The organism is Dictyoglomus sp. DH, assembly GCF_055181375.1.
The window spans coordinates 988,216-1,009,347 of sequence record NZ_CM143706.1; the positions used below are offsets into that span (position 1 = coordinate 988,216).

The 21,132-nt window shown below is 31.2% G+C and carries 18 protein-coding genes and 3 tRNA genes; 15 read left to right on the forward strand and 6 right to left on the reverse strand.

Annotated features, from left to right (window positions below):
- Positions 1-10: 10 nt before the first annotated feature.
- On the reverse strand, positions 11-1,051 hold the full coding sequence (locus ACY3JJ_RS04700) for a hypothetical protein (RefSeq protein ID WP_463091033.1): 1,041 nt from the start codon (positions 1,049-1,051) through the stop codon (positions 11-13).
- Positions 1,052-1,116: 65 nt separating this feature from the next.
- Between ACY3JJ_RS04700 and ACY3JJ_RS04705 the strand changes: the two genes are divergently transcribed.
- The 9 genes from ACY3JJ_RS04705 to ACY3JJ_RS04745 all read left to right on the forward strand — a co-directional run bounded on the left by ACY3JJ_RS04705 (position 1,117) and on the right by ACY3JJ_RS04745 (position 11,355).
- The gene (locus ACY3JJ_RS04705) at positions 1,117-2,487 is read left to right on the forward strand and encodes a sugar transferase (RefSeq protein ID WP_463091034.1); all 1,371 of its coding nucleotides are present in this window, start codon (positions 1,117-1,119) and stop codon (positions 2,485-2,487) included.
- Positions 2,488-2,521: 34 nt separating this feature from the next.
- The gene (locus ACY3JJ_RS04710) at positions 2,522-3,049 is read left to right on the forward strand and encodes an HNH endonuclease (protein WP_463091035.1); all 528 of its coding nucleotides are present in this window, start codon (positions 2,522-2,524) and stop codon (positions 3,047-3,049) included.
- A gap of 28 nt (positions 3,050-3,077) precedes the next feature.
- Positions 3,078-5,678, forward strand: a complete 2,601-nt coding sequence (locus ACY3JJ_RS04715) for a calcium-translocating P-type ATPase, PMCA-type (protein ID WP_463091036.1) — start codon at positions 3,078-3,080, stop codon at positions 5,676-5,678.
- Complete coding sequence (locus tag ACY3JJ_RS04720) at positions 5,644-6,075, forward strand: LysM peptidoglycan-binding domain-containing protein (RefSeq protein WP_463091037.1); 432 nt, start codon at positions 5,644-5,646, stop codon at positions 6,073-6,075. Before ACY3JJ_RS04715 ends, ACY3JJ_RS04720 begins: the two co-directional genes overlap by 35 nt.
- A gap of 51 nt (positions 6,076-6,126) precedes the next feature.
- Positions 6,127-6,202, forward strand: a tRNA-Phe gene (locus tag ACY3JJ_RS04725).
- Between the two features lie 92 nt (positions 6,203-6,294).
- Positions 6,295-6,371: transfer RNA gene (locus tag ACY3JJ_RS04730), tRNA-Arg, on the forward strand.
- Positions 6,372-6,503: 132 nt separating this feature from the next.
- On the forward strand, positions 6,504-7,616 hold the full coding sequence (locus ACY3JJ_RS04735; RefSeq protein WP_463082327.1) for an ABC transporter ATP-binding protein: 1,113 nt from the start codon (positions 6,504-6,506) through the stop codon (positions 7,614-7,616).
- Between the two features lie 103 nt (positions 7,617-7,719).
- Entirely contained in the window at positions 7,720-9,291 is a 1,572-nt protein-coding gene (locus ACY3JJ_RS04740) for a 1,4-alpha-glucan branching protein domain-containing protein (protein WP_463091038.1), read from the forward strand.
- Positions 9,292-9,294: 3 nt separating this feature from the next.
- Positions 9,295-11,355, forward strand: coding sequence for an alpha-amylase/4-alpha-glucanotransferase domain-containing protein (locus ACY3JJ_RS04745; RefSeq protein ID WP_463091039.1), 2,061 nt, complete (start codon positions 9,295-9,297; stop codon positions 11,353-11,355).
- Positions 11,356-11,362: 7 nt separating this feature from the next.
- On the opposite strand, the gene ACY3JJ_RS04750 is transcribed toward ACY3JJ_RS04745, so the two are convergent.
- From ACY3JJ_RS04750 to ACY3JJ_RS04760, 3 genes are all read right to left on the reverse strand, one after another.
- Positions 11,363-11,439: transfer RNA gene (locus ACY3JJ_RS04750), tRNA-Arg, on the reverse strand.
- Between the two features lie 5 nt (positions 11,440-11,444).
- Positions 11,445-11,921 (reverse strand): hypothetical protein, encoded by a 477-nt coding sequence (locus ACY3JJ_RS04755; protein ID WP_463091040.1) that lies wholly within the window; start codon positions 11,919-11,921, stop codon positions 11,445-11,447.
- Positions 11,918-12,706 (reverse strand): inositol monophosphatase family protein, encoded by a 789-nt coding sequence (locus tag ACY3JJ_RS04760; protein ID WP_463091041.1) that lies wholly within the window; start codon positions 12,704-12,706, stop codon positions 11,918-11,920. The genes ACY3JJ_RS04755 and ACY3JJ_RS04760 overlap by 4 nt, the downstream gene beginning before the upstream one ends.
- Before the next feature lie 165 nt (positions 12,707-12,871).
- Between ACY3JJ_RS04760 and ACY3JJ_RS04765 the strand changes: the two genes are divergently transcribed.
- The 3 genes from ACY3JJ_RS04765 to ACY3JJ_RS04775 all read left to right on the forward strand — a co-directional run bounded on the left by ACY3JJ_RS04765 (position 12,872) and on the right by ACY3JJ_RS04775 (position 16,777).
- On the forward strand, positions 12,872-15,556 hold the full coding sequence (locus ACY3JJ_RS04765; RefSeq protein ID WP_463091042.1) for an ATP-dependent Clp protease ATP-binding subunit: 2,685 nt from the start codon (positions 12,872-12,874) through the stop codon (positions 15,554-15,556).
- Positions 15,557-15,626: 70 nt separating this feature from the next.
- Positions 15,627-16,109, forward strand: a complete 483-nt coding sequence (locus ACY3JJ_RS04770; RefSeq protein WP_463091043.1) for an adenosine-specific kinase — start codon at positions 15,627-15,629, stop codon at positions 16,107-16,109.
- Positions 16,110-16,132: 23 nt separating this feature from the next.
- On the forward strand, positions 16,133-16,777 hold the full coding sequence (locus ACY3JJ_RS04775; RefSeq protein WP_463091044.1) for a cytidylate kinase-like family protein: 645 nt from the start codon (positions 16,133-16,135) through the stop codon (positions 16,775-16,777).
- Here the strand turns inward: ACY3JJ_RS04775 and ACY3JJ_RS04780 are convergent.
- Complete coding sequence (locus tag ACY3JJ_RS04780; RefSeq protein ID WP_463091045.1) at positions 16,769-17,920, reverse strand: hypothetical protein; 1,152 nt, start codon at positions 17,918-17,920, stop codon at positions 16,769-16,771. The two genes, ACY3JJ_RS04775 and ACY3JJ_RS04780, sit on opposite strands and share 9 nt — an antisense overlap.
- 6 nt (positions 17,921-17,926) lie before the next feature.
- Positions 17,927-18,583 (reverse strand): phosphate signaling complex protein PhoU, encoded by a 657-nt coding sequence (gene phoU / locus ACY3JJ_RS04785; RefSeq protein ID WP_463091046.1) that lies wholly within the window; start codon positions 18,581-18,583, stop codon positions 17,927-17,929.
- Positions 18,584-18,696: 113 nt separating this feature from the next.
- Between phoU and ACY3JJ_RS04790 the strand changes: the two genes are divergently transcribed.
- From ACY3JJ_RS04790 to ACY3JJ_RS04800, 3 genes are read left to right on the forward strand one after another with little or no spacing between them, the layout of a single operon-like run.
- Entirely contained in the window at positions 18,697-19,296 is a 600-nt protein-coding gene (locus tag ACY3JJ_RS04790) for a hypothetical protein (protein ID WP_463091047.1), read from the forward strand.
- 3 nt (positions 19,297-19,299) lie between these two features.
- Positions 19,300-20,541, forward strand: coding sequence for an adenosylhomocysteinase (locus tag ACY3JJ_RS04795; protein WP_463091048.1), 1,242 nt, complete (start codon positions 19,300-19,302; stop codon positions 20,539-20,541).
- A gap of 37 nt (positions 20,542-20,578) precedes the next feature.
- On the forward strand, positions 20,579-21,130 hold the full coding sequence (locus tag ACY3JJ_RS04800) for a LemA family protein (protein WP_463082315.1): 552 nt from the start codon (positions 20,579-20,581) through the stop codon (positions 21,128-21,130).
- Positions 21,131-21,132 lie beyond the last annotated feature (2 nt).

The following is a 21,132-nucleotide window of genomic DNA, read 5'->3' on the forward strand; positions in this document are numbered from 1 at the left end:
TACCCCCTTTTTAAAACTGATAGGAAATTTTCATTCCAAGACTTGTATTTTCAGTATCTTCTTTCAATTCATATTTTATATAGAGGCTATTCCACATAGCTCCTTCCAAGGCAGGAAAATTGAGGGCTAATTTAGTAAAGATATAATTCTTTCCTGATAAATTGATAAGATATCTTACTAAGCCTTCAACATTTAAATTATTAGAAACATTCCATTGGGCTTTTATTCCCAGATCTATTTTGTGTTCATTGTCTTTTGTATTGTAAAAATAGCCTATGCTATATTCTGGAAATATTTTACTGCTTAATGGTAAAGCTAATGAAAGTTTAAAACCTAAATCCCCTTCGTCTAAGGAAGACAAAGAAAGTGTATTTCCATTTAAATATCCTATGAATCCTCTTATTCCTAAACTTCCAATATTTATTTCTCCATTAAATAAAACACTAAAATTTAAATTTGAATCTTTAAGGTATAAATTTGTCTCCTGAGATAGTAATAGAAATCCAAGAGGAAGATGAATTTTTCTTACAAATAAGATGTCTGCCATATAATTTTCGGTATTATTTTTATTTAGAGATAAAATAGAAAGGGTAAGATAATTATTATTGGAAAACGTGGTACTCCATCCTAAAATTTTTAAGGGTATATTTGGTTCTAAATGGGTTAATGAAGGTAGATCCTCAAATGTTTTACTTCCTTTTCCAGAGAGATAAAAAATCTCATTATTTCCTAAATATAAACTTAATTGATAGCCATTCAATCTTAAATTATTTGTAAAAAGGTTCAAAGATGGATAAAAAAGACCTGATACTATCTTTAAATGTGGGGATTGGATAAAAAGATGATAGTTTATTTCCTTATTTAGAGTGTTGTATAAAATAGAGGACCCTAAACCCAAATTGTCACTCCACCATCTTTCAAAAGAGATATTAAAGTCTTGGCCATATGAAGAATTTACCTCTGTTGAAATTTCCATTTTACCCCATTCATACGCATAAGTTAAGGAAAACAAGATGATAAAGGATAGAGATATTATTATAATCTTTCTCATAATTCCCTCCCTTTTGACATTTTCTATAAATCTTTTTATAATCCAAAAAGGGAGATTTATCAAGTATGGAGAAAGAAAGAAGAGAAGCTTTATTTTTACTTATACTTGTAATATTAGATTTAATAACATTAAGTTTTTCTTTACCTTTGGCTTATTTTGTTCGTTTTAACCTGTTAAGTAAGATTCCATATTTTTATGTAGAAAAAAATGAAATTCCTCAATTTTTTCCATATTATTTTACCCTTAACTTAATTTTATTTGTTGCTTGGGTTTTACTTTTAATTATATATAAGGTCTATAGATCTAAGAATTTTTTATCTTTTCAACAAGTATTTAGTGCTATTACTATAGGTACCTTTTTGGTTTCTTCTTTGTCTTTCTTTTATCGTGATTTTTCTTATTCGAGGTTAGTTTTTATATTGACTTGGGTAGTGGCAATAATATTGACCTTTTTTACAAGGATAATTCTTTTTCTTTTAAAGATGACTACTATAGGCAAAATTTCTAGTAAAGTAATTATAGTAGGTAGAAATGAAATATCGGAAGTAATTAAATCTTTTTGGGGGCAAAATCCTTATTTAGATTATAATGTTATAGATGTGATTGAAGATATAAATAATATTGAGGAATTAGTTTCTCGAAATGATATTAATGAGATATTGGTAGCCAAAAGGCTCAGTGATAGGGAGATTTTAAGACTGATATCTTTGAAAAGGAAAAAAGGGGTTTATATAAAAATGGTGCCGGAAAGTTATCTCTTTTTTAGCAAAAGGGTATCTTTTGATGAAATTAGTGGTATCCCAATTATGGAGCTTGAAATCTCCAATTTAGAAGGATTTCAAGGTTATATAAAAGAGATTATAGATATAGTATTAGGAACTATAGGTCTAATTGTATTTTCTCCCCTTTTTATAATAATTGCTATTCTTATAAAATTGGATTCAGATGGTCCTATCTTTTATAAACATCTGAGAGTAGGTAGATATGGTAAACCATTCTATTTGTGGAAATTTAGGACAATGTATAAGGATGCAGATAAGATTTTAGATAAATATCCAGAGCTAAAGAAGGAATTTGAAAAAGAGTTTAAGCTTAAAAAAGATCCAAGGATAACACGTATAGGTAGATTTTTGAGAAAGTTTAGTTTAGATGAGATTCCACAAATTTTTAATATTTTGAAAGGAGAAATGAGTATTGTAGGTCCAAGGCCTGTAACCCTTAAGGAGCTGGAAAAGTATGGTGAATATAAAGATGAAGTCCTTAGAGTAAAGCCTGGTTTAACAGGTCTTTGGCAGGTTAGTGGTAGAAGCGATCTGGATTATGCAAGAAGGATAGCATTGGATCTTTATTACATACAAAATTGGAGTCTTCTTTTAGATATAAAGATAATTCTTAAAACTATCCCTGCTGTTTTTTTGGGAAGGGGTGCTTACTAAAGGAGTTATGATATAATCTAAATGGTGATTTTTCATGGAAGATCTTTTGAATGAAATGGTATTGGTATTAAACAGTAATTATGAACCCTTGGACGTATGTAAAGTTAAGAGGGCAATTAGTCTTATTTTACAAGAGAAAGCTGAGACTGTAGAAACAAATGGTGGCTTTGTAAGAAGTGCGACTTTAGAACTTGAGATACCATCTGTGATTAGGCTACTTTACTATATAAAAAGACCAAGATTAGAACTTAAGCTTTCAAGAAAAGGGATATTTTTAAGAGATAATTATACATGTCAATATTGTGGTAAAAAAGGGGGAGAGTTAACAATAGATCATGTAGTACCTAAAAGGCTTGGTGGAAAATCTGTTTGGGAAAATTTGGTAACTGCATGTAAGGAATGTAATCATAAGAAGGGAGATAGGACTCTTGAAGAGGCTAATATGAGACTTTTGAAGGAGCCTAAAGCTCCTAAACATGTTTATTATTTTAGATTAGCTAAATATTTAGAGGAAGAAAAAAACGAAGGATGGAAAAAATATTTTTTTAATGTAGATATTTAACATTTGAATTATATATGGAGGAATGATCATGTGGTATAAAATATCTAAGGAAGAAGTATTAAAGAGATTAGAAGTGAGTCTGTATACGGGACTATCTGAGGAAGAAGCAAAAAGAAGGTTGGAGCAATATGGTAAAAATACTATCCCTGAAAAACCCCCTGAAACTTTTATAAGTATCTTATTAAGACAGTTTAGGGAATTTCTTACTATTGTACTTCTTATTGCCACCTTTATTTCTTTTGTTTTGGGAGAGACAAAGGATGCGATAGCTATTTTGATTATTGTGCTTATAAATGCTTTTTTAGGTGCTTTTCAAGAATTTAAAGCTGAACAGACTCTTGCTTCCTTAAAATCTTATATAACTCCTAAGGTAAAAGTTATAAGGGATGGAAAGATTAAAGAAATTAATATAGAGGACTTAGTACCAGGTGATATAGTTCTTGTAGAAGAAGGAGAGAAAATACCTGCAGATATTAGATGGATTGAAACTTCAAATCTTCAAGTTGATGAGTCTATTTTAACTGGTGAATCGGTAGCAGTAACAAAGAATGCAGATTTTATAGCGGATAATGACATGACTTTAGGTGATCAACTTAATATGGGCTTTAAAGGAACCACTGTAGTTTCTGGTAAAGGAAAGGGTGTTGTAGTAGGAACAGGTTTAAATACAGCACTTGGAAATATTGCTCGTATGCTATCTGAGATAGAAGAAGAAAAAACTCCTCTTCAGAAAGAATTAGAAAAGCTTGGAAAACAGTTAACTTATGTAATTCTTGCTATCATATTTTTAGTTTTTATTATAGGAGTTATTCAAGAAAGAAATCCCTTTGAAATGTTTTTTACGTCTGTAAGTTTAGCAGTTGCAGCTATTCCTGAAGGTCTTCCTACAGTTATAACTATTCTTCTTGCATTAGGTTTGCAAGAGATGGCAAGAAACAAAGCTATTGTGAGGAGGCTTTCTGCTGTTGAAGCTTTAGGAGCTACATCTGTTATTTGTACTGATAAGACAGGTACTTTAACAGAAAACAAGATGGATCTTGTGTCTGTGATGTTACCAGATGGAAAAATAATTAAAAAGGAAGATTTTGAAAAGGAAAAAGATAATCTAAAGGAGTTGCTTTTTACTGCTGTTTTAGCAAGCGATGTGAAGAAAAAAGATGATGGTAGTTTTATAGGTGATCCATTAGATGTGGCAATATATAATCATTATTCGAAACTTTATCCATTAAATTATTATGAAAAAATAGATGAAATTCCATTTAATTCTCAAAGGAAGAGAGTGAGTGTTCTTTATCGATTAGATAATTTATATTTTCTTGCAATAAAAGGAGCTGGTGAGGAAATTTTAAGAAGAAGTAAGTTTTATTATCTAAATGGTGAAGAAATAGAATTAACAGAAGAAAAGAGACAGGAATTTTTAGAGGCTCAGGATGAGTTAGCCAAACAAGGTTTAAGGGTTTTAGCTGTAGCAAAGAGAACATTTAAGGGTTTAATAGACAAAGATAATTGGGAAAAGGATCTTGTTTTTTTAGGTCTTTTGGGATTTATGGATCCTCTTCGAGAGGGGATAAAGGAGGCTATTGAAGAATGTAAAAAGGCAGGTATTCGTCCTATAATTGTAACAGGTGATTATCTTTTAACAGCTAAGAAGATAGCACAGGATCTTGGAATGGATGTGAAAAATGGTTTATATTATACAGGAGAAGATATAAACAAGGTAGGATTAGATAATATATCTTGGGATGATGTAGTTATTTTTTCAAGAGTCTTACCGGAACATAAGATGGATATCGTAAAGGAGTTAAAGGAAAGAGGAGAGATAGTTGCAATGACGGGAGATGGTGTGAATGATGCTCCTGCATTAAAAATAGCAGATATTGGGGTGAGTATGGGGTTGAGAGGAACCGATGTGGCCAGAGGAGCATCAGATCTTGTCCTTCTTGATGATAGTTTTGCTACAATTGTAAAAGCTGTTAAAGAAGGAAGAAGAATATTTGATAATATAAGAAAGGTGACATATTATTTACTTTCATGTAATCTAAGTGAGATTTTTGTAGTAAGTACAAGTATATTTTTAGGTTTACCTTTACCCTTGACACCTTTAGAGCTTCTTTGGATTAATTTGATAACTGATGGATTTCCAGCCTTAGCGTTAGGGATAGAACCCTATGAAAAAGATATTATGATGAGAAAACCAAGAAGAATAGATGAAGGTATTATTAATAAAGAATTATGGAGAAAGATAATTATTGATGGAATTTTTATGGGGATCTCTTCATTAATATTATTTAATATTGGGTTAGCAAAAAGCGAAAATTTTGCAAGGACTATGGCTTTTTCTGGTCTTGTTTTTTCACAGATTTTCCAATCCTTGAGCCTTTCATTAAGGAGAAGAGAAAAGATTTTTGGAGAGTTATTTTCAAATAAGTATTTAAGTTTAGCTATAATATTTTCAATTGTTATCCAGCTTTTAGTGTTATATACACCTTTTGGAATAAGATTTTTTAATATAGAGGTTTTAGATCTAAAAGATCTTGTTTTTGTTATTTTGTTGAGCTTATTACCAATTTACAAGCTAATAGGAGAAAAAATATATGAAAAAATTTTTAAGAGAGCTGTTAATCTATAGTATAAGTTTTTTATTAATTCTCTTTTTAACGAGTCAACTATTTTCTCTTGAAAAAAGACCAATTTATACATCTATAAAGAGTAATACGGAAAGTTCTATATATACTCCAACATACACGTTAAAAAATGTTACAAACAATCATACCTATACAATGACAACTCAGAAGACTGTAACTTCTACATCCTCTCAATCAAGCACTAAGGAAAAAGAATCTTCACATGAAGAAATACAAAATCCATCCCAGATTATATATGAAGTTAAGGTGGGAGATACTATTATTGGCATTGCTCAGAAATATGGAATAAGTTGGCAAGAGTTAGCCAAAATAAATAAATTAAAAGATCCTAATTATTTAGTGGTAGGACAAAAATTAATTATTCCATTAAATAACAAATAGATATAAACCCTTGTCTTTAATAAGTTTATTTGATATAATTTATCCAAGAGTGCGGACGTAGCTCAGTCGGTAGAGCGAGGGACTGAAAATCCCTGCGTCGGGGGTTCGATTCCCTCCGTCCGCACCATATAATGGGGAGAATAAATAGGATTTTGATAAGAAAGGAATTATATCTTTTTTATAGATTTCTTAAGTTTTTTTTACCTTTCGAACTCCTAAGCGCCCGTAGCTCAGTAGGACAGAGCAGCGGTTTCCTAAACCGCGTGTCGGGGGTTCGAATCCCTTCGGGCGCACCACTTTTGAATACCCGCGTTACCTACCCTACGCTTCAATATATAATACTTGGAGGTGGTACATATAATTAAAACACAGTATTCTTTGTGCTCTTTAAAACATGAATCATTAAGAACTCTAAGGAGGTAGAAGCGATGGCAGAGGTAAAATTGGAAAATGTAACAAAAAAATTTGGTGATGTTATAGCTGTTAATAATGTGTCTCTTGATATCAAGGATAAAGAGTTTATTGTTCTTGTTGGACCATCTGGTTGTGGTAAAACAACTACATTAAGAATGATTGCTGGATTAGAGGAGATAACATCTGGAAACATCTATATTGATGGAAGAATAGTTAATGATGTACCCCCCAAAGATAGAGATATAGCAATGGTATTTCAGAACTATGCTCTTTATCCTCACATGACTGTTTATGATAATATGGCTTTTGGTCTAAAACTTAGAAAATATCCAAAGAGTGAAATTGACAGAAGAGTTAAAGCAGCTGCTGAGATGTTAGGTATTGAGAATCTGCTAAAGAGAAAACCCAAAGAACTTTCCGGTGGTCAAAGACAGCGTGTTGCTTTAGGTCGTGCAATTGTTCGTGAACCTAAGGTTTTCCTTATGGACGAGCCTTTATCTAACTTAGATGCAAAGTTAAGAGTACAAATGAGGGCTGAGCTTAAGAAACTTCAAAGAACTCTTGGGGTCACTACAATATATGTGACTCATGATCAAACAGAGGCAATGACAATGGGCGATAGAATTGTAGTTATGAAAGATGGAGTGGTTCAACAAGTAGATGATCCTTTAACAGTCTATGAAAAACCCAATAATGTATTTGTAGCTGGTTTCATAGGTAGTCCCCCAATGAATTTCATTGATGCAACTCTTTCTGAAGATGCTAAAGTTCTTAATCTTGGAAGTTTCAAATTAGGAATTCCTTCTGATATGCAATCTTTTGTGGCAGAACATGCCAAAAACTATCTGGGCAAAAAGGTTATTTTGGGAGTAAGGCCAGAGCATATATATGAGGTGGCTCTTATGAAAACAGAAGATCTAATACCAGAAGCTGTAGCAGATCTAAAAGTAGAAGTTTTAGAACCTATGGGAACTGAAGTATATTTATATTTATTAAATGGACCTGTAAGTGTGGTAGCAAGAGTTAGTGCAGAAACAAGGGCAAGGATGGGTGAAAATGTAAAAGTGATGTTTGATCTAAGAAAGATGCATCTTTTTGATCCTGTTACTCAGATGGCTATAATTTAAGGATTATTAAGGAAAGGGGTATTAGGGATGTTAAGGAAGGGGGAACCAAATTCCCCCTTCCTTTATATATAATTATTAACATGTGTTAATAAGGAGGATTAATATGGTAGAGAGATATTTTAATTTGGTGCTTCATTCCCATCTTCCCTATGTTAAAAAGGCTGGAAGATGGCCTTTTGGAGAGGAATGGTTCTATGAAGCTATGTTGGAAACCTATATACCCCTTTCCATGTGTTTTGATAGATTGATTGATAAGGGTATCGAATGGCATTTAACCATAGGTGTTACTCCAGTTCTATCTGAGATGATGATGGATTCTTATATGATTTATGAAACTGAGAAATATATAAGCAGTAAGTTAGAAATGGCCCAAAAAGATTATGATTTATTTGAGAGGGAGAATAAGAAAGAATCAGAAGTTGCAAAATTTTATATTGAGTATTTTGAAAAGATTTTAGATTTTTTTAAGAATAAAATATCATATAATATTCTTGGATATTGGGGTAATCTTCAGAAGGAAGGATATCTTGATATAATAACCTCATCTGCAACTCATGCATATTTACCTCTTTTAAAAAAGAATTCATCTATATATGCTCAGCTTTATATTGGTAAAGAGACATATTTGAGAAAGTTTAACAGACCTCCTAAGGGTATTTGGCTTCCTGAATGTGCCTATAAGCCTGGGCTAGAAAAATTTTTAGAGAATTTTGATATTAAGTATTTCTTTGTTGATACCCATACAATCCTTGGTGGAGGATCTTCTGATTATCCTTATTTTAAAAAGAAAGAAGTAGAGATTAAAAATAGTGAAAGAAGTATTTATAAACCATATTTAGTATCCGATAGTAATGTGATTGTTTTTGGAAGAGATAGTAGGACAAGTATGCAAGTATGGTCTGCAGAATGGGGTTATCCTGGAGATGGAGTTTATAGAGAATTTCACAAAAAAGCAGATACTTCGGGTATTCAGTACTGGAGAATAACAGATAAAACCAAGGGATTAGGGGAAAAAGACGTTTATGATCCATTGTTAGCCAAAGGTAGAGTTTATGAACATGCTGAACATTTTGTAAGTATTTTAGAAAATGAGATAAAAGAAGAGGGAATTGTAACTGCAATGTATGATACTGAACTATTTGGACATTGGTGGTTTGAGGGACTCATGTTTATTGAGAGAGTGTTTGAGCTTCTAAATGAAAGTAAAAGGGTTAAAAGTATAAACGCAAGTTTAGCATTAGAAAAATTTGAGCCAGAAGAAAGAATTGATCTTCCTGAATCATCATGGGGAAGAGGTGGAAAACATGAAGTGTGGCTTAATGAGGAAACTTATAAATTATGGGAAAAAATTTATGAAATAGAGGAATTTATGGAAGAGATTGTTTCAAGTGTAAAAGAACAGAAAGTTCCATTATGGAAGGAAAAAGTACTAAATCAAATGGGAAGAGAGAAATTACTACTTGAAAGTAGTGATTGGCCATTTTTAATTACCACAGGACAAGCCAAAGAATATGGTTTTAATAGGTTTTATGAACACTATAACAATTTTAAGGATCTATCTAATTTTTTAAATGAGGATAAATTATCTATTGAAGGTTATAGGACATTGAAAAAATTCGAAGATAAAGACTCTTTATTCTTGTCCTTAAATTATAGAATCTTTGAAAGGAGGTAGAGGATGCAAAAAAAGATATATTTTTCTTTAGGACTGCATAATCATCAACCTGTAGGAAATTTTGACTTTGTAATTGAAAGAGCATATCAAATGTGTTATAAGCCTCTTATTGAATTTTTTTATAAGTATCCAAAATTTCCTTTTAACATCCACTTTTCAGGATATTTATTGCTTTGGTTAGAGAATAATCATCCAGAGTATTTTCAGATTCTTAAGGCTTTATCAGAAAGGGAACAAGTTGAGATATTGAGCGGTGGTTTTTATGAACCTATATTACCTATAATACCTGATAAAGATAAAATTTTGCAGATTAAAAAACTAAATGATTACATCTATAATAAATTTGGACAAAGACCAAAAGGAATGTGGCTTGCGGAAAGAGTTTGGGAACCTCATCTTGTTAAATTTATAGCAGAGGCTGGTATTGAGTATGTAATTGTGGATGATGCTCATTTTCTATCAGTTGGATTAAATGAAGATGATCTTTTTGGTTATTATTTAATGGAAGAAGAAGGGTATAAATTAGCTGTTTTTCCAATTAGTATGAAATTGAGATATCTAATTCCTTTTGCAGATCCTCAAGAGACAGTAGAATATTTGGATAAGTATGCAACAGTAGAGGGAGATAGGATAGCTCTTCTTTTTGATGATGGGGAAAAATTTGGGCTTTGGCCTGATACATATAAGACAGTATATGAAGAAAAATGGCTTGAAAGATTTTTCGAGAAATTGGAGGAAAATTTTTTATTAATAACACCTGTTAATTTATATGAGTACATGAAAAAATATCCCCCTAAAGGGAGAATTTACTTACCTACGGCCTCCTACAGAGAAATGATGGAATGGGTTCTGTTTCCAGATGCACAATTGAATTTAGAGAGATTAGTTGAAAAACTTAAGAATGAAGGTACATGGGAAATATATGCACCATTTATTAAAGGTGGATTTTGGAGAAATTTTCTTAGCAAATATGACGAATCAAACCATATGCAAAAGAAGATGTTATATGTGAGAAAAAAAATTGATTTATCAAATAATGATGAGTTGAAAAATAAAGCCTTAGAGGAACTTTGGCAAGGGCAAGCGAATGATGCTTATTGGCATGGAATTTTTGGTGGACTTTATCTTCCACATTTAAGATCTGCTATTTATGAACATTTAATTAAAGCAGAAAATTTTGTTGATAGTGATTTCAAATATAATATTTTTGACTTTGATTGTGACGGTAAAGATGAGATTATTATTGAATCTTCTGTTTTTAATCTTTATTTTTCACCTTCTTATGGAGGGTCATTAATAGAATGGGATTTTAAAAATAAGTCTTTTAATCTTACTAATGTTCTTACACGTAGAAGAGAAGCTTATCACGAGAAGCTTTATAAAATAGAAGAAGATGTATCAGGAAAAAGTATTCATGAAAGATGGACAGCTAAAGAGAAAGGATTAGATCAAATATTATTTTATGATAGACACAGAAGGGTATCTTTTATTGAAAAATTTTATGAGAAAGAACCAACTATAGATTTATTACTAAAAGATAACGAAAATTTAATAATCGACACTTTCTATGAGAAATTTGACTATGATATAAAGGAAGAAAATAACAGATTCCTTTGTTCCTTTAAAAAGGGATTTTCAGATTTTGAATTATGCAAGATTTTTATAATTCCTAAGGATAGGAATGAAATTGAAGTATATTATCGAATTATAAATTTAAAATATGAAAATATTAGTTTGAATTTCTCATGGGAGATAAATTTAAATTTCTTGGCACCTAATCATCCTGATTTTTATTATTTTTCTACAAAAAATGAGAAGGCTCCTCTTAATTCTATGGGAGTTGAGAGTATAAATAGATGGGGTATAAGTTCTGGAATTGGAATAAATTTAGACTGTTATCTTGATATTGAAACAAAAGTTTATAGATATCCTATTGAGACTGTATCTTTATCAGAGGAGGGGTTTGAAAGAGTATATCAAGGAAGTGATTTTGTTCATTTTTATCATATAAATTTAGGACCGAATCAAATTTGGGAAACTCGTGTGAAATTTATTGCTTATTGATAACTATTGGTGCGCCCGAGAGGATTTGAACCTCCAACCACCGGCTTCGGAGACCGATGCTCTATCCATTTGAGCTACGGGCGCACCTTTTAAGGTATTATATAAATTAAGTAGAAAATTAATGCCTCAATAATTATTATAACCAAGAAAAACTCTAATATAACAACAAGATCTATTTGAATCTTTCTCCATTCTTTTTGTATAAGTATTGGAAGTTTGACTTTTAAAAGTTTAGATGTCTTACTATAAAGATGCAAACTCATAAGTATAGTTCCAATTACAAATGGTACATAGACTTCTATTAAAAGTTTAACATATGGATTTTTCTTGAAAAAGTAAGAAAAGGTATTATCAATAAGTAAGAAATTTAGATTAGTAATAAAGAAAAGAAGATAGAAAAAGGAAGAAAAATAAATATATTTATTGATAATTTTTAAAAATTCCTCTCTATTAAGATTTTCTCTTAACGCTATAATAACTAAAAAAGTAGGTGATCCAATAAGATAAGAAAGAGAAAAAATATGAAGAAGAGAATTAATAAAATGTATAAATGGAAAAATCTTCATTTTTTAATCACTATCCTTTCCAATTTTATGATCTCTATAATATCATCATGAATAAGTCCATTAGATGCTAAAAAACTATCATTATTTAATTGTATGTCATTACCGTTAAAATCAGTCACTTTTCCTCCTGCCTCCTTTACTAAAATTATTCCTGCTGCAATGTCCCATGGTTTTAGTTTTCTTGCCCAAAAGCCATCTAATCTTCCGCAGGCCACATAAGCAATCTCTAATGCTGCAGATCCTGCTCTTCTTATTCCATGTGTTCTTGAAGATAAATTAATAAAAGGTAGGAAATTTTTTTCATCTAGGGTTAGTTCATATGGCATGCCTGTACTTATTAGTGCATCTGCAATATTCTTAGTTTTTGATACTGCTACTTTTTTATCATTCAAATAAGCCCCTTCATTTTTTAAGGCGAAAAATAATTCTTTTCTTATGGGATCATATATAACTCCCAATATTATTTCTTCATTATATTTAAGAGCAATGCTTACTCCAAAGAAAGGAAATCTATGGGCATAATTTGTGGTGCCATCCAATGGATCTATGATCCATGTATAATCAGATTTTTTTTGCAAAAATCCCCTTTCTTCACTTAATATGGAATGATCTGGAAAATTTTCTTCTAAACATTTTATAATTAATTTCTCAGATTCTTTATCTATGGAAGTAACCAGATTAGAAATTCCTTTTAATTCTATAATTTTCTCATCTTCTAAATGAGAAACTATGAAATCTCCAGACTTTTTGGCTATATTTATTGCAGATTCCAAAAATCTTAACATTATACTTTTCCCTCCAGATGTTAGCATTTCTTTTGATTATAAAATTTTTAAATTATTCTTTCAAATATGTTGACAAAAAAAATATACAGATGTAATATATATACAGTTTTAATATATAGAACATTAATTTGTAAAATTTGATATAATAAAAAGGAGGTGAAATGTATGGGTAGAAAATTATGTGATATTTGTAGTCAAAACCCTGCTACTGTAAGGGTGTATACTATCAAAAATGGACAAAGGCGTGTCTTAGATATTTGTGAAGAGTGTTATAGCAAAATAAGGAGACAAGAAAGAAGTTATTCTCCTTTAGAATCGTTATTCTTTGGAGATCTTTTTAGAGACTTTTTTGGAGATGAATTTGGCTTTCCTTTTGGAAGATACCCTGAAAGAGAAAGAGAGGCTATTGATATAGGAGACTATTTGAGTGAGGTTTCAAAGAATTTACTACAGGAGGCAGCTAAAAAGGCTGTAGATTTTGGGAAAAATCAAGTAGGAACAGAACATTTGCTATATGTTCTTCTTGATAACGATGTGATAGGAGAAATACTAAAACAATTTAAACTTTCTCCTCAGGACATAAAGATATATATAGAAAATAATGCTCCTAAGGGTAGCTTCAAGCCTGAAGGAGAAGAAGTAGAAGTAGATATCTCTCCAAGGCTTAAGAGTGCCTTAGAGAGAGCGTTTATGGCTGCAAGGGATTTAGAACATAATTATATAGGTCCTGAGCATCTATTAATTGGACTTGCCGAAGAAGAGGAGGGATTTGCCTCTACTGTTTTAAGAAAATATGGATTATCTCCTCAGGCTTTAAGACAAGCTACAATTAAAGTTGTTGGTAGAGGTAAAGAGGAGGCAAAAACAAGAAGAAGAACTAATACTCCTACCTTAGATAAATATTCTCGTGATCTTACAGAGCTAGCAAGACAAGGAAAACTTGATCCAGTAATTGGTAGAGCTAAAGAAATAGAGACAGTTATTGAAGTACTTGCAAGAAGAAAGAAAAACAATCCTGTTTTAATAGGAGAGCCTGGAGTTGGAAAGACAGCAATAGTGGAAGGATTGGCACAAAGAATTGTTAAGGGCGAAGTACCAGAAGTATTAAGAGATAAGAGATTAGTAGAATTAAATATCAACTCAATAGTTGCTGGTACTAAGTATAGAGGAGAATTAGAGGAAAGAGTAAAGCAGATTCTTGATGAAATAATTGCTAATCAAGATAACTTAATTATCTTTATAGATGAAATTCATACTATAGTTGGTGCAGGAGCTGCTGGAGAAGGTAATTTAGATATAGCTAATGCCTTTAAACCTGCTCTTGCAAGAGGTGAATTGCATTTAATTGGTGCAACCACTTTAAATGAATATCAAAAATATATAGAGAAGGATGCTGCTTTGGAAAGAAGATTCCAGCCTATCTTTATAGCTGAGCCAACTGTAGAACAAACAATTATGATTTTAAGAGGGCTTAGAGATAGATTTGAGGCCCATCATAAGGTAAAGATAACAGATGAAGCAATAATTGTAGCAGCTGAGCTATCGGATAAATATATAACTAACAGGTACTTACCAGATAAAGCTATTGATCTTATAGATCAAGCAGCTGCAAGAGTAAGAATTATGCTTACTTCAAGACCGGCTGAAATTCAGGAATTAGAGTCTAAGATACAATCTCTAAAGAGAGAGCAGGAATATGCCACATCAAGAAAACAATATGATAGAGCTAAAGAATTAGAGGAACAAATTCAAAAACTTGAAAAAGAGCTTCAAGAAAAAACTGAAGCTTGGCAGAAAGAAAGAGCTTCTGAGGTACCAGAAGTTAGAGCCAAACATGTAGCAGAGATAGTCTCCTCATTAACTGGTATTCCAGTAACAGAACTTACTGTAGACGAAAAAGAAAGATTATTAAGACTTGAAGAAAAATTACATGAAAGAGTAGTTGGTCAAGATGAAGCTATAAAAGCCGTAAGTGATGCTATAAGGTTGGCAAGGGCAGGTTTAAGAGAAAAGAATAGACCTATAGCTTCATTCTTGTTCCTTGGTCCTACAGGAGTAGGAAAGACAGAATTAGCAAAAGCTTTAGCATGGGCAGTGTTTGGTGATGAAGATGCTATTATAAGGATTGACATGAGTGAGTATATGGAGAGACATACTGTATCAAGACTAATTGGTGCACCACCAGGATATGTAGGATATGAAGAGGGTGGCCAATTAACAGAAAGAGTTCGTCGTAGACCTTATAGTGTGATACTTTTGGATGAAATAGAAAAGGCTCATCCAGACGTGCATAACATTCTCTTACAAGTATTCGATGCTGGTAGACTTACAGATGGAAAAGGTAGGGTTGTAGATTTCACAAATACCATAATAATTATGACAAGTAATATTGGTTCTGACATTATTCAGGCTAATCTAAGTGCTACTGGAAAGGAAAAGCTTTCATATGAACAGTTGAAAGAAAAGCTTATGGAAATATTAAAGAGATACTTTAGACCTGAATTTCTCAATAGAATTGATGAGATAATTGTATTCCATGCTCTTACTAAAGAACAGATAAAGGATATTGTGAAATTACAACTGGAAAGAGTAAGAAGAACAGCAAAAGCTCAGAATGTAGATCTTATGTTTGATGATTCAGTAATAGAATTCTTAGCTGAAATAGGATATAGTCCAGAATTTGGAGCAAGAGAACTTAAGAGAAAGATAAGGAATGAAATTGAAACTAAGCTTGCTAAAGCCATGTTAGATGGTACAATCCAAGAAGGAGATAAGATAAGGGTTAAGTATGATCAAGAAAAGAATCAAGTAGAGTTTGGAAAGATAACCGAAGAAGTTAAAGCAAAATGAAGTTAATAAAAGGGGAGGAATTTTTCCTCCCCTTTTATTTTAAAGAATTAGAATAGGAGGGGTTAAAAATATGGAGATTCAAATTGTGGAAATTGAGAAACCTGAAGATGTTAACTTGATACTTGGTCAGACGCATTTTATAAAGACTGTAGAGGATTTATATGAGGCAATTGTAAATAGTGTACCTTTTGCAAGGTTTGGTATTGCTTTTTGTGAGGCTTCGGGCCCTGCTCTTATAAGGCATATAGGTACTGATCAAGAAATGGAGGAATTAGCCATAAAGAATATGCAAAAAATAGCTGCTGGCCATACTTTTATAATATTTATAAAGAATTTTTATCCTATAAATGTTTTAAATGCTATAAAACATGTACCAGAGGTTGTAAATATTTTTGCTGCTACAGCTAACCCTCTTAGAGTAATAGTTGCAGATGACGGGATAGGTAGAGGAGTTTTAGGAGTAATTGATGGGGTGAAACCAAAGGGAGTTGAAGGAGAGGAAGATATAAAACATAGAAAAGAATTTCTTAGAAAAATAGGATATAAACTTTAAACATTTTAGGGGGAGGTGTTTTTGTGGCTATTATTACCATATCAAGACAGATAGGAAGTATGGGAGATGAGTTAGCAGAAAAGTTATCACAGGAACTTAGATATAGGTATTTTGATAAGCTCCTAATGACAGAGATAGCTGTTGCTTCTGGATTAAGCGAGGCTGAAGTTATAGATTACAATGAAGATAATTATAAAATAAAAAGCTTTTTTGAACAGCTTTTTAACAGAAAGACTCCCTTAGGTAAAATAACCATTAAAGAAAAAGATGATACAGGTAGAACCGTTATTACCACAAAAACTTTTGATGAAGAGAGTTCTTTGGCCTTTACACAAGCAGTAATTAAAAAGTTGGTGGATTGGGATAATGTGGTAATTGTGGGAAGAGGTGGACAAATTCTTCTTAGGAATATTCCCCACACTTTACATCTAAGAGTAATAGCTCCTTTAGAATTTAGAATTGAGAATATGATGAAGAAAAAGGGTTTTTCAAAGGAGGAAGCCTTAAAATACATCTCTGAAAAGGATAAGGCTGCTCAAGAATATCTATATAGGTTTTATAATGTAGATTGGAATGACCCAGAATTATATCATATGGTAATCAATATGGGTATGTGGGAAATTGATAAGATTGTTAGAGTTATAAAAGAAACAATTAAATTAGTATAGTTCTTCTATTTGATTCTCTAAAAAGGAGATTAGATTTTCAAGGGATAATGTTAGTTCTTCTTGAGTTTTTATTTTAAATTCTTTCAGGAAATTTATTAAAAGATTTTTTAGTTCAGTTTGTAAATTATTTATTTTTAAAAGTTCTAATAGTATTTTACTTAAAATCTCTTCTGTTATACGAATGGTTTCTTTAAAATATAGTATACTGCTCTCATAATTTTTAGGGTTTTTTATTGTGAATAATTTATATGTGGAGGATGGAAAAAGGGTAGACAAAATCTCAACAATATTTCTAGTAATATTTTCCAAGTAAATAGTTAATAAATATTTTTCCGTTGTGTTTAAAGGATTTAAAACGTAATTTTCTTTGTCTATATTAAAAATTATAGGGAATTGGGAAGAGTTTAATTCAATATTTAATATCTCTTTTAGTTTATAGGACAAATCATAAAGATGACAGAGTTTGTGAAAAGAAATGTCAATAGAATTTAAATCCAATAAAGATCTATCATTTTCCTTTTTTGTTAGGATATTTATATTCTCTCCTAATTTGATCAAGGATAAATGAGGATTTGAAGCTAAAATATAGGGATCAATATAAGGGTTTTGAAATTTCACTGTTCTATAATATAGGACAAAGATTACCGATAGAATTTTTCTAATAATCTCTAATCTATAATATAAAAGAGCTAAGATAGCTATATAATAACCCTTACTTTTTAGAATTATTCTTCTTTCCACATCTGAGGTATCTAAGTGGGATAAAATATAGCCATATGGAGGCATATTTATTGGACTTAAAGAAGTTTCTGGAATGTCTATATCTTCTAATCTACCAATTTTAGTTATAATCTCTTTTATGGTTTTATAGCTTATGCCTGAATTTCCATTGGAGGCAGTGTATATTAATGTGATAATAATAGATCTTTTTTCCTCCTTATTTAAATAAGAACTAGAGAAGATTTTATTAAATTTCTCATCTTTAAATATTGAGTCAAAATGTCTAATATATATATTTAGAAGATTATTAGATTGATTAACTTTTTGAGAAAGAGTTTCAGAAAGAGTTATTATATATCTCTTCTTAACAATATCTACAAGGTCCTCTATAGATAAGGAGTTTTCATCTAATACGTATTCCATTATTTTTCATCCATGTAATTCTTTTCTTTCTCCAGTCTCTATATAGAATATAAGCTCTATTATATTTGTTACATGATCAGCAATACGTTCTAAATAACGAGAGATCATTATTAATTGGATAATTTGTTGGGTAAGTATAGGATTTTTATAAATTTCACCTAACAATTCATCTGATGTTTCCTGATACTTTTGATTTACAAGGTTGTAGTATACTGATAATTTTTCTAATTTGTTTAGATCTGGCTTAGAATATGTTCTTATTGTCTCTCTTGTCATCTGCTCAACGAAAGAGGCTAAGGATATAATATCGGAAATGGGTAGTTCAAAGGAGTATTCAAGGAGACTTGAAACATATTTAGCAATATCAACAGAGTAATCACCAATTCTTTCTAAATCTTTTACAATTTTCATTGTAGAGGTTATAATTCTTAAATCTTTTGACACAGGTTGGTGATTAGATAGTATACTAATACATTGATTTTCTATGTCCCAGTTATAGTCATCTACCAATTTATCTTTTTCAATTACTTCTTGGGCTAATTTTAGATCTCTTCTTCTTATTGAATCAATAGTTTGATGGAGCATTTTCTCTACAATGCTCCCCATACGTATAAGTTTTTCTCTTAAGATTTCTATTTCTTTTGTTATGGTAGTCTTTTCCAAATTGAATTTCCTCTTTTAAAAAATTTATTGGTTTTTGATAGAGTAATTATATATTCATAGTTGATGGGATTCAATTAATGTTATTTTAAAATCTTCATGCTATAATTTATCACATGAGTGTATGTGTTATATGTGGGAAAAGAAAAGGTAAAAGAAAATGTTCAGCTCTTAGCGCCTTTATATGTACTGAGTGCTGTGGCACAAAGCGTATAAAGGAGATAAATTGTACTCAAGATTGTATCTATTTAAAGGAAGCTCAAATACACACTATAGAGAGGGTTGAAGAAAAACCTGCTGATTTTACAAGACTCCAATGGGATTTATTTTTATTCTTAGAAGAGTTGGTGTATAAATTTTTGTCAGAATTTCCTTCTTTTACTGATGAAGAGTTTTTAGAGGTTTTGAATTTACTTGAGAAGGAGTATCAAACCCGTAAAAAAAATTTATATCTTCCAAATATTTACCCTAAATCTTCCCGCGGGACAAAGCTAAAAAGTATTTTACAAGAGGAATTGGCAAAATTAGAGAAGAGAGAAAATGAATTTGGTCTTCCCATATTTACCGTTGATGATTTTTTGAGGGTGATATCATTTGAGAGAGAAAGAATAGAAAAGTATATGAAAGAGAATAGAAATGTAGGAAACAATCTCTTTTTGCAAATATTAAAAGGTGAAGTAGAATTTATGGCCATGCAAAATAGAAAAAAGAGATGAATTATGAGCAAAATTAGGGATATTAATCTATGGAAAAATGGAGAAAGAAAGGTTTATTGGGCAAAACAGTTTATGCCTGTAGTAAATCTTCTTGAAAAAAACTATTCTTCTACTCAAATTTTTAAAAATACTACTATCGGGATGTGTATTCATTTAGAGGCAAAAACTGCACGACTTGCTCTTTCTTTTAAAAATTGTGGAGCAAAGGTAGTATGTGCTGGAAGTAATCCTTTATCTACTCAAGATGATGTGGTAGATTATCTGGTAAAAGAAGGAGTAGAAGTTTTTGCTTGGAGAGGAGAAACAGAAGAAGATTATATAAATAATCTGAGGGAAGTGTTAAATAAAGAACCTGATCTTTTAATTGATGATGGCTTTGATCTTACAACCCTTTTGTATAAGGAATTTTCACGTTTAAAAAGTAAAATATTAGGTGTGGGAGAAGAAACTACGACAGGTGTTATAAGAGCAAAGGCCCTTGAAAAAGAAAAGGGATTAGATTTTCCAATAGTAGCAGTAAATGATGCAAGGACAAAATTTTTATTTGATAATAGGTTTGGTACTGGTGAATCTGCTTTGTCTTCCTTTATGAGAAACACCAATTTGTTAGTTGCAGGAAAAATTTTCGTAATATCAGGATATGGATGGGTTGGAAAGGGTATAGCTCATAAAGTCCAAGGATTAAAAGGAAGAGTTATTATAACTGAAGTTGATCCTATTAAGGCATTAGAAGCATATATGGAAGGTTTTGAAGTTATGCCAATTTCAAAGGCTGTAAAGTTAGGAGATGTATTTATAACAGCAACGGGGAATTGTAAGGTGATAACTAAGGAGCACTTTTTGAATATGAAAGATGGAGCCATATTGGCTAATGCAGGACATTTTAATGTGGAGATAGATATGAAATCTTTAGAAGAATTAGCAATTAATAAAAAAGAGGTAAGAGAAAATATACATGAATATGTCCTTCCTAATAATAAGAGGCTTTATGTTATAGCAGAAGGAAGGCTTTTGAATTTAGCAGGGGGTGATGGTCACCCTGTCGAAATAATGGATCTTTCTTTTGGAGTTCAGTTTTTGGTGATGAAATGGTTGCTTGAGCATGGTAAAAACTTACCAAGAAAAGTGCTTCAAGTTCCTCGAGAAATAGAGGAAGAAGTTGCAGAGTTAAAGCTCAAAAGCCTAAATATTGAAATTGACACTCTTACAGAGGAACAGTTTAAATATCTTCAAAGTTGGGATTAGTTTTGATTTTTAAATTTTTTTAGGGGAGGTTTTTAAAATGTTAGGTTTAATCATCTTAGGTATATTAATATTTTTGGCTCTGTTTGTTATAGTCATATATAACCGATTAGTAGTTTTGAGAAATAGGGTGGAGAATGCATGGGCTCAAATTGATGTACAACTAAAGAGAAGATATGACCTAATTCCAAACTTAGTAGAAGTGGTTAAAGGTTATGCATCTCATGAAAAAGAAATCTTTGATAAAATTGCTCTTTATAGAGCGCAAATGATGAGTGCGAAGACCCCAGGAGAAATAGCTCAAGCAGATCAAGGACTTACTTCTACTTTAAAAACCCTCTTTGCCATAGTTGAGAATTATCCAGATTTAAAGGCAAATCAAAATTTTCTTATGTTGCAGGAAGAATTGAGTGGAATTGAAGAAAAAATTGCTTATGCAAGACAATTTTATAATGACATTGTTATGATTTATAATCAATCTTTGCAGGTTTTTCCAAATTCTGTAATCGCAAATATTTTTGGATTTAAGCCTAAAGAATATTTTGAAGTGGAAAATCCAGAGGAAAGAAAAGCTGTTAAAGTTAGCTTTTAATT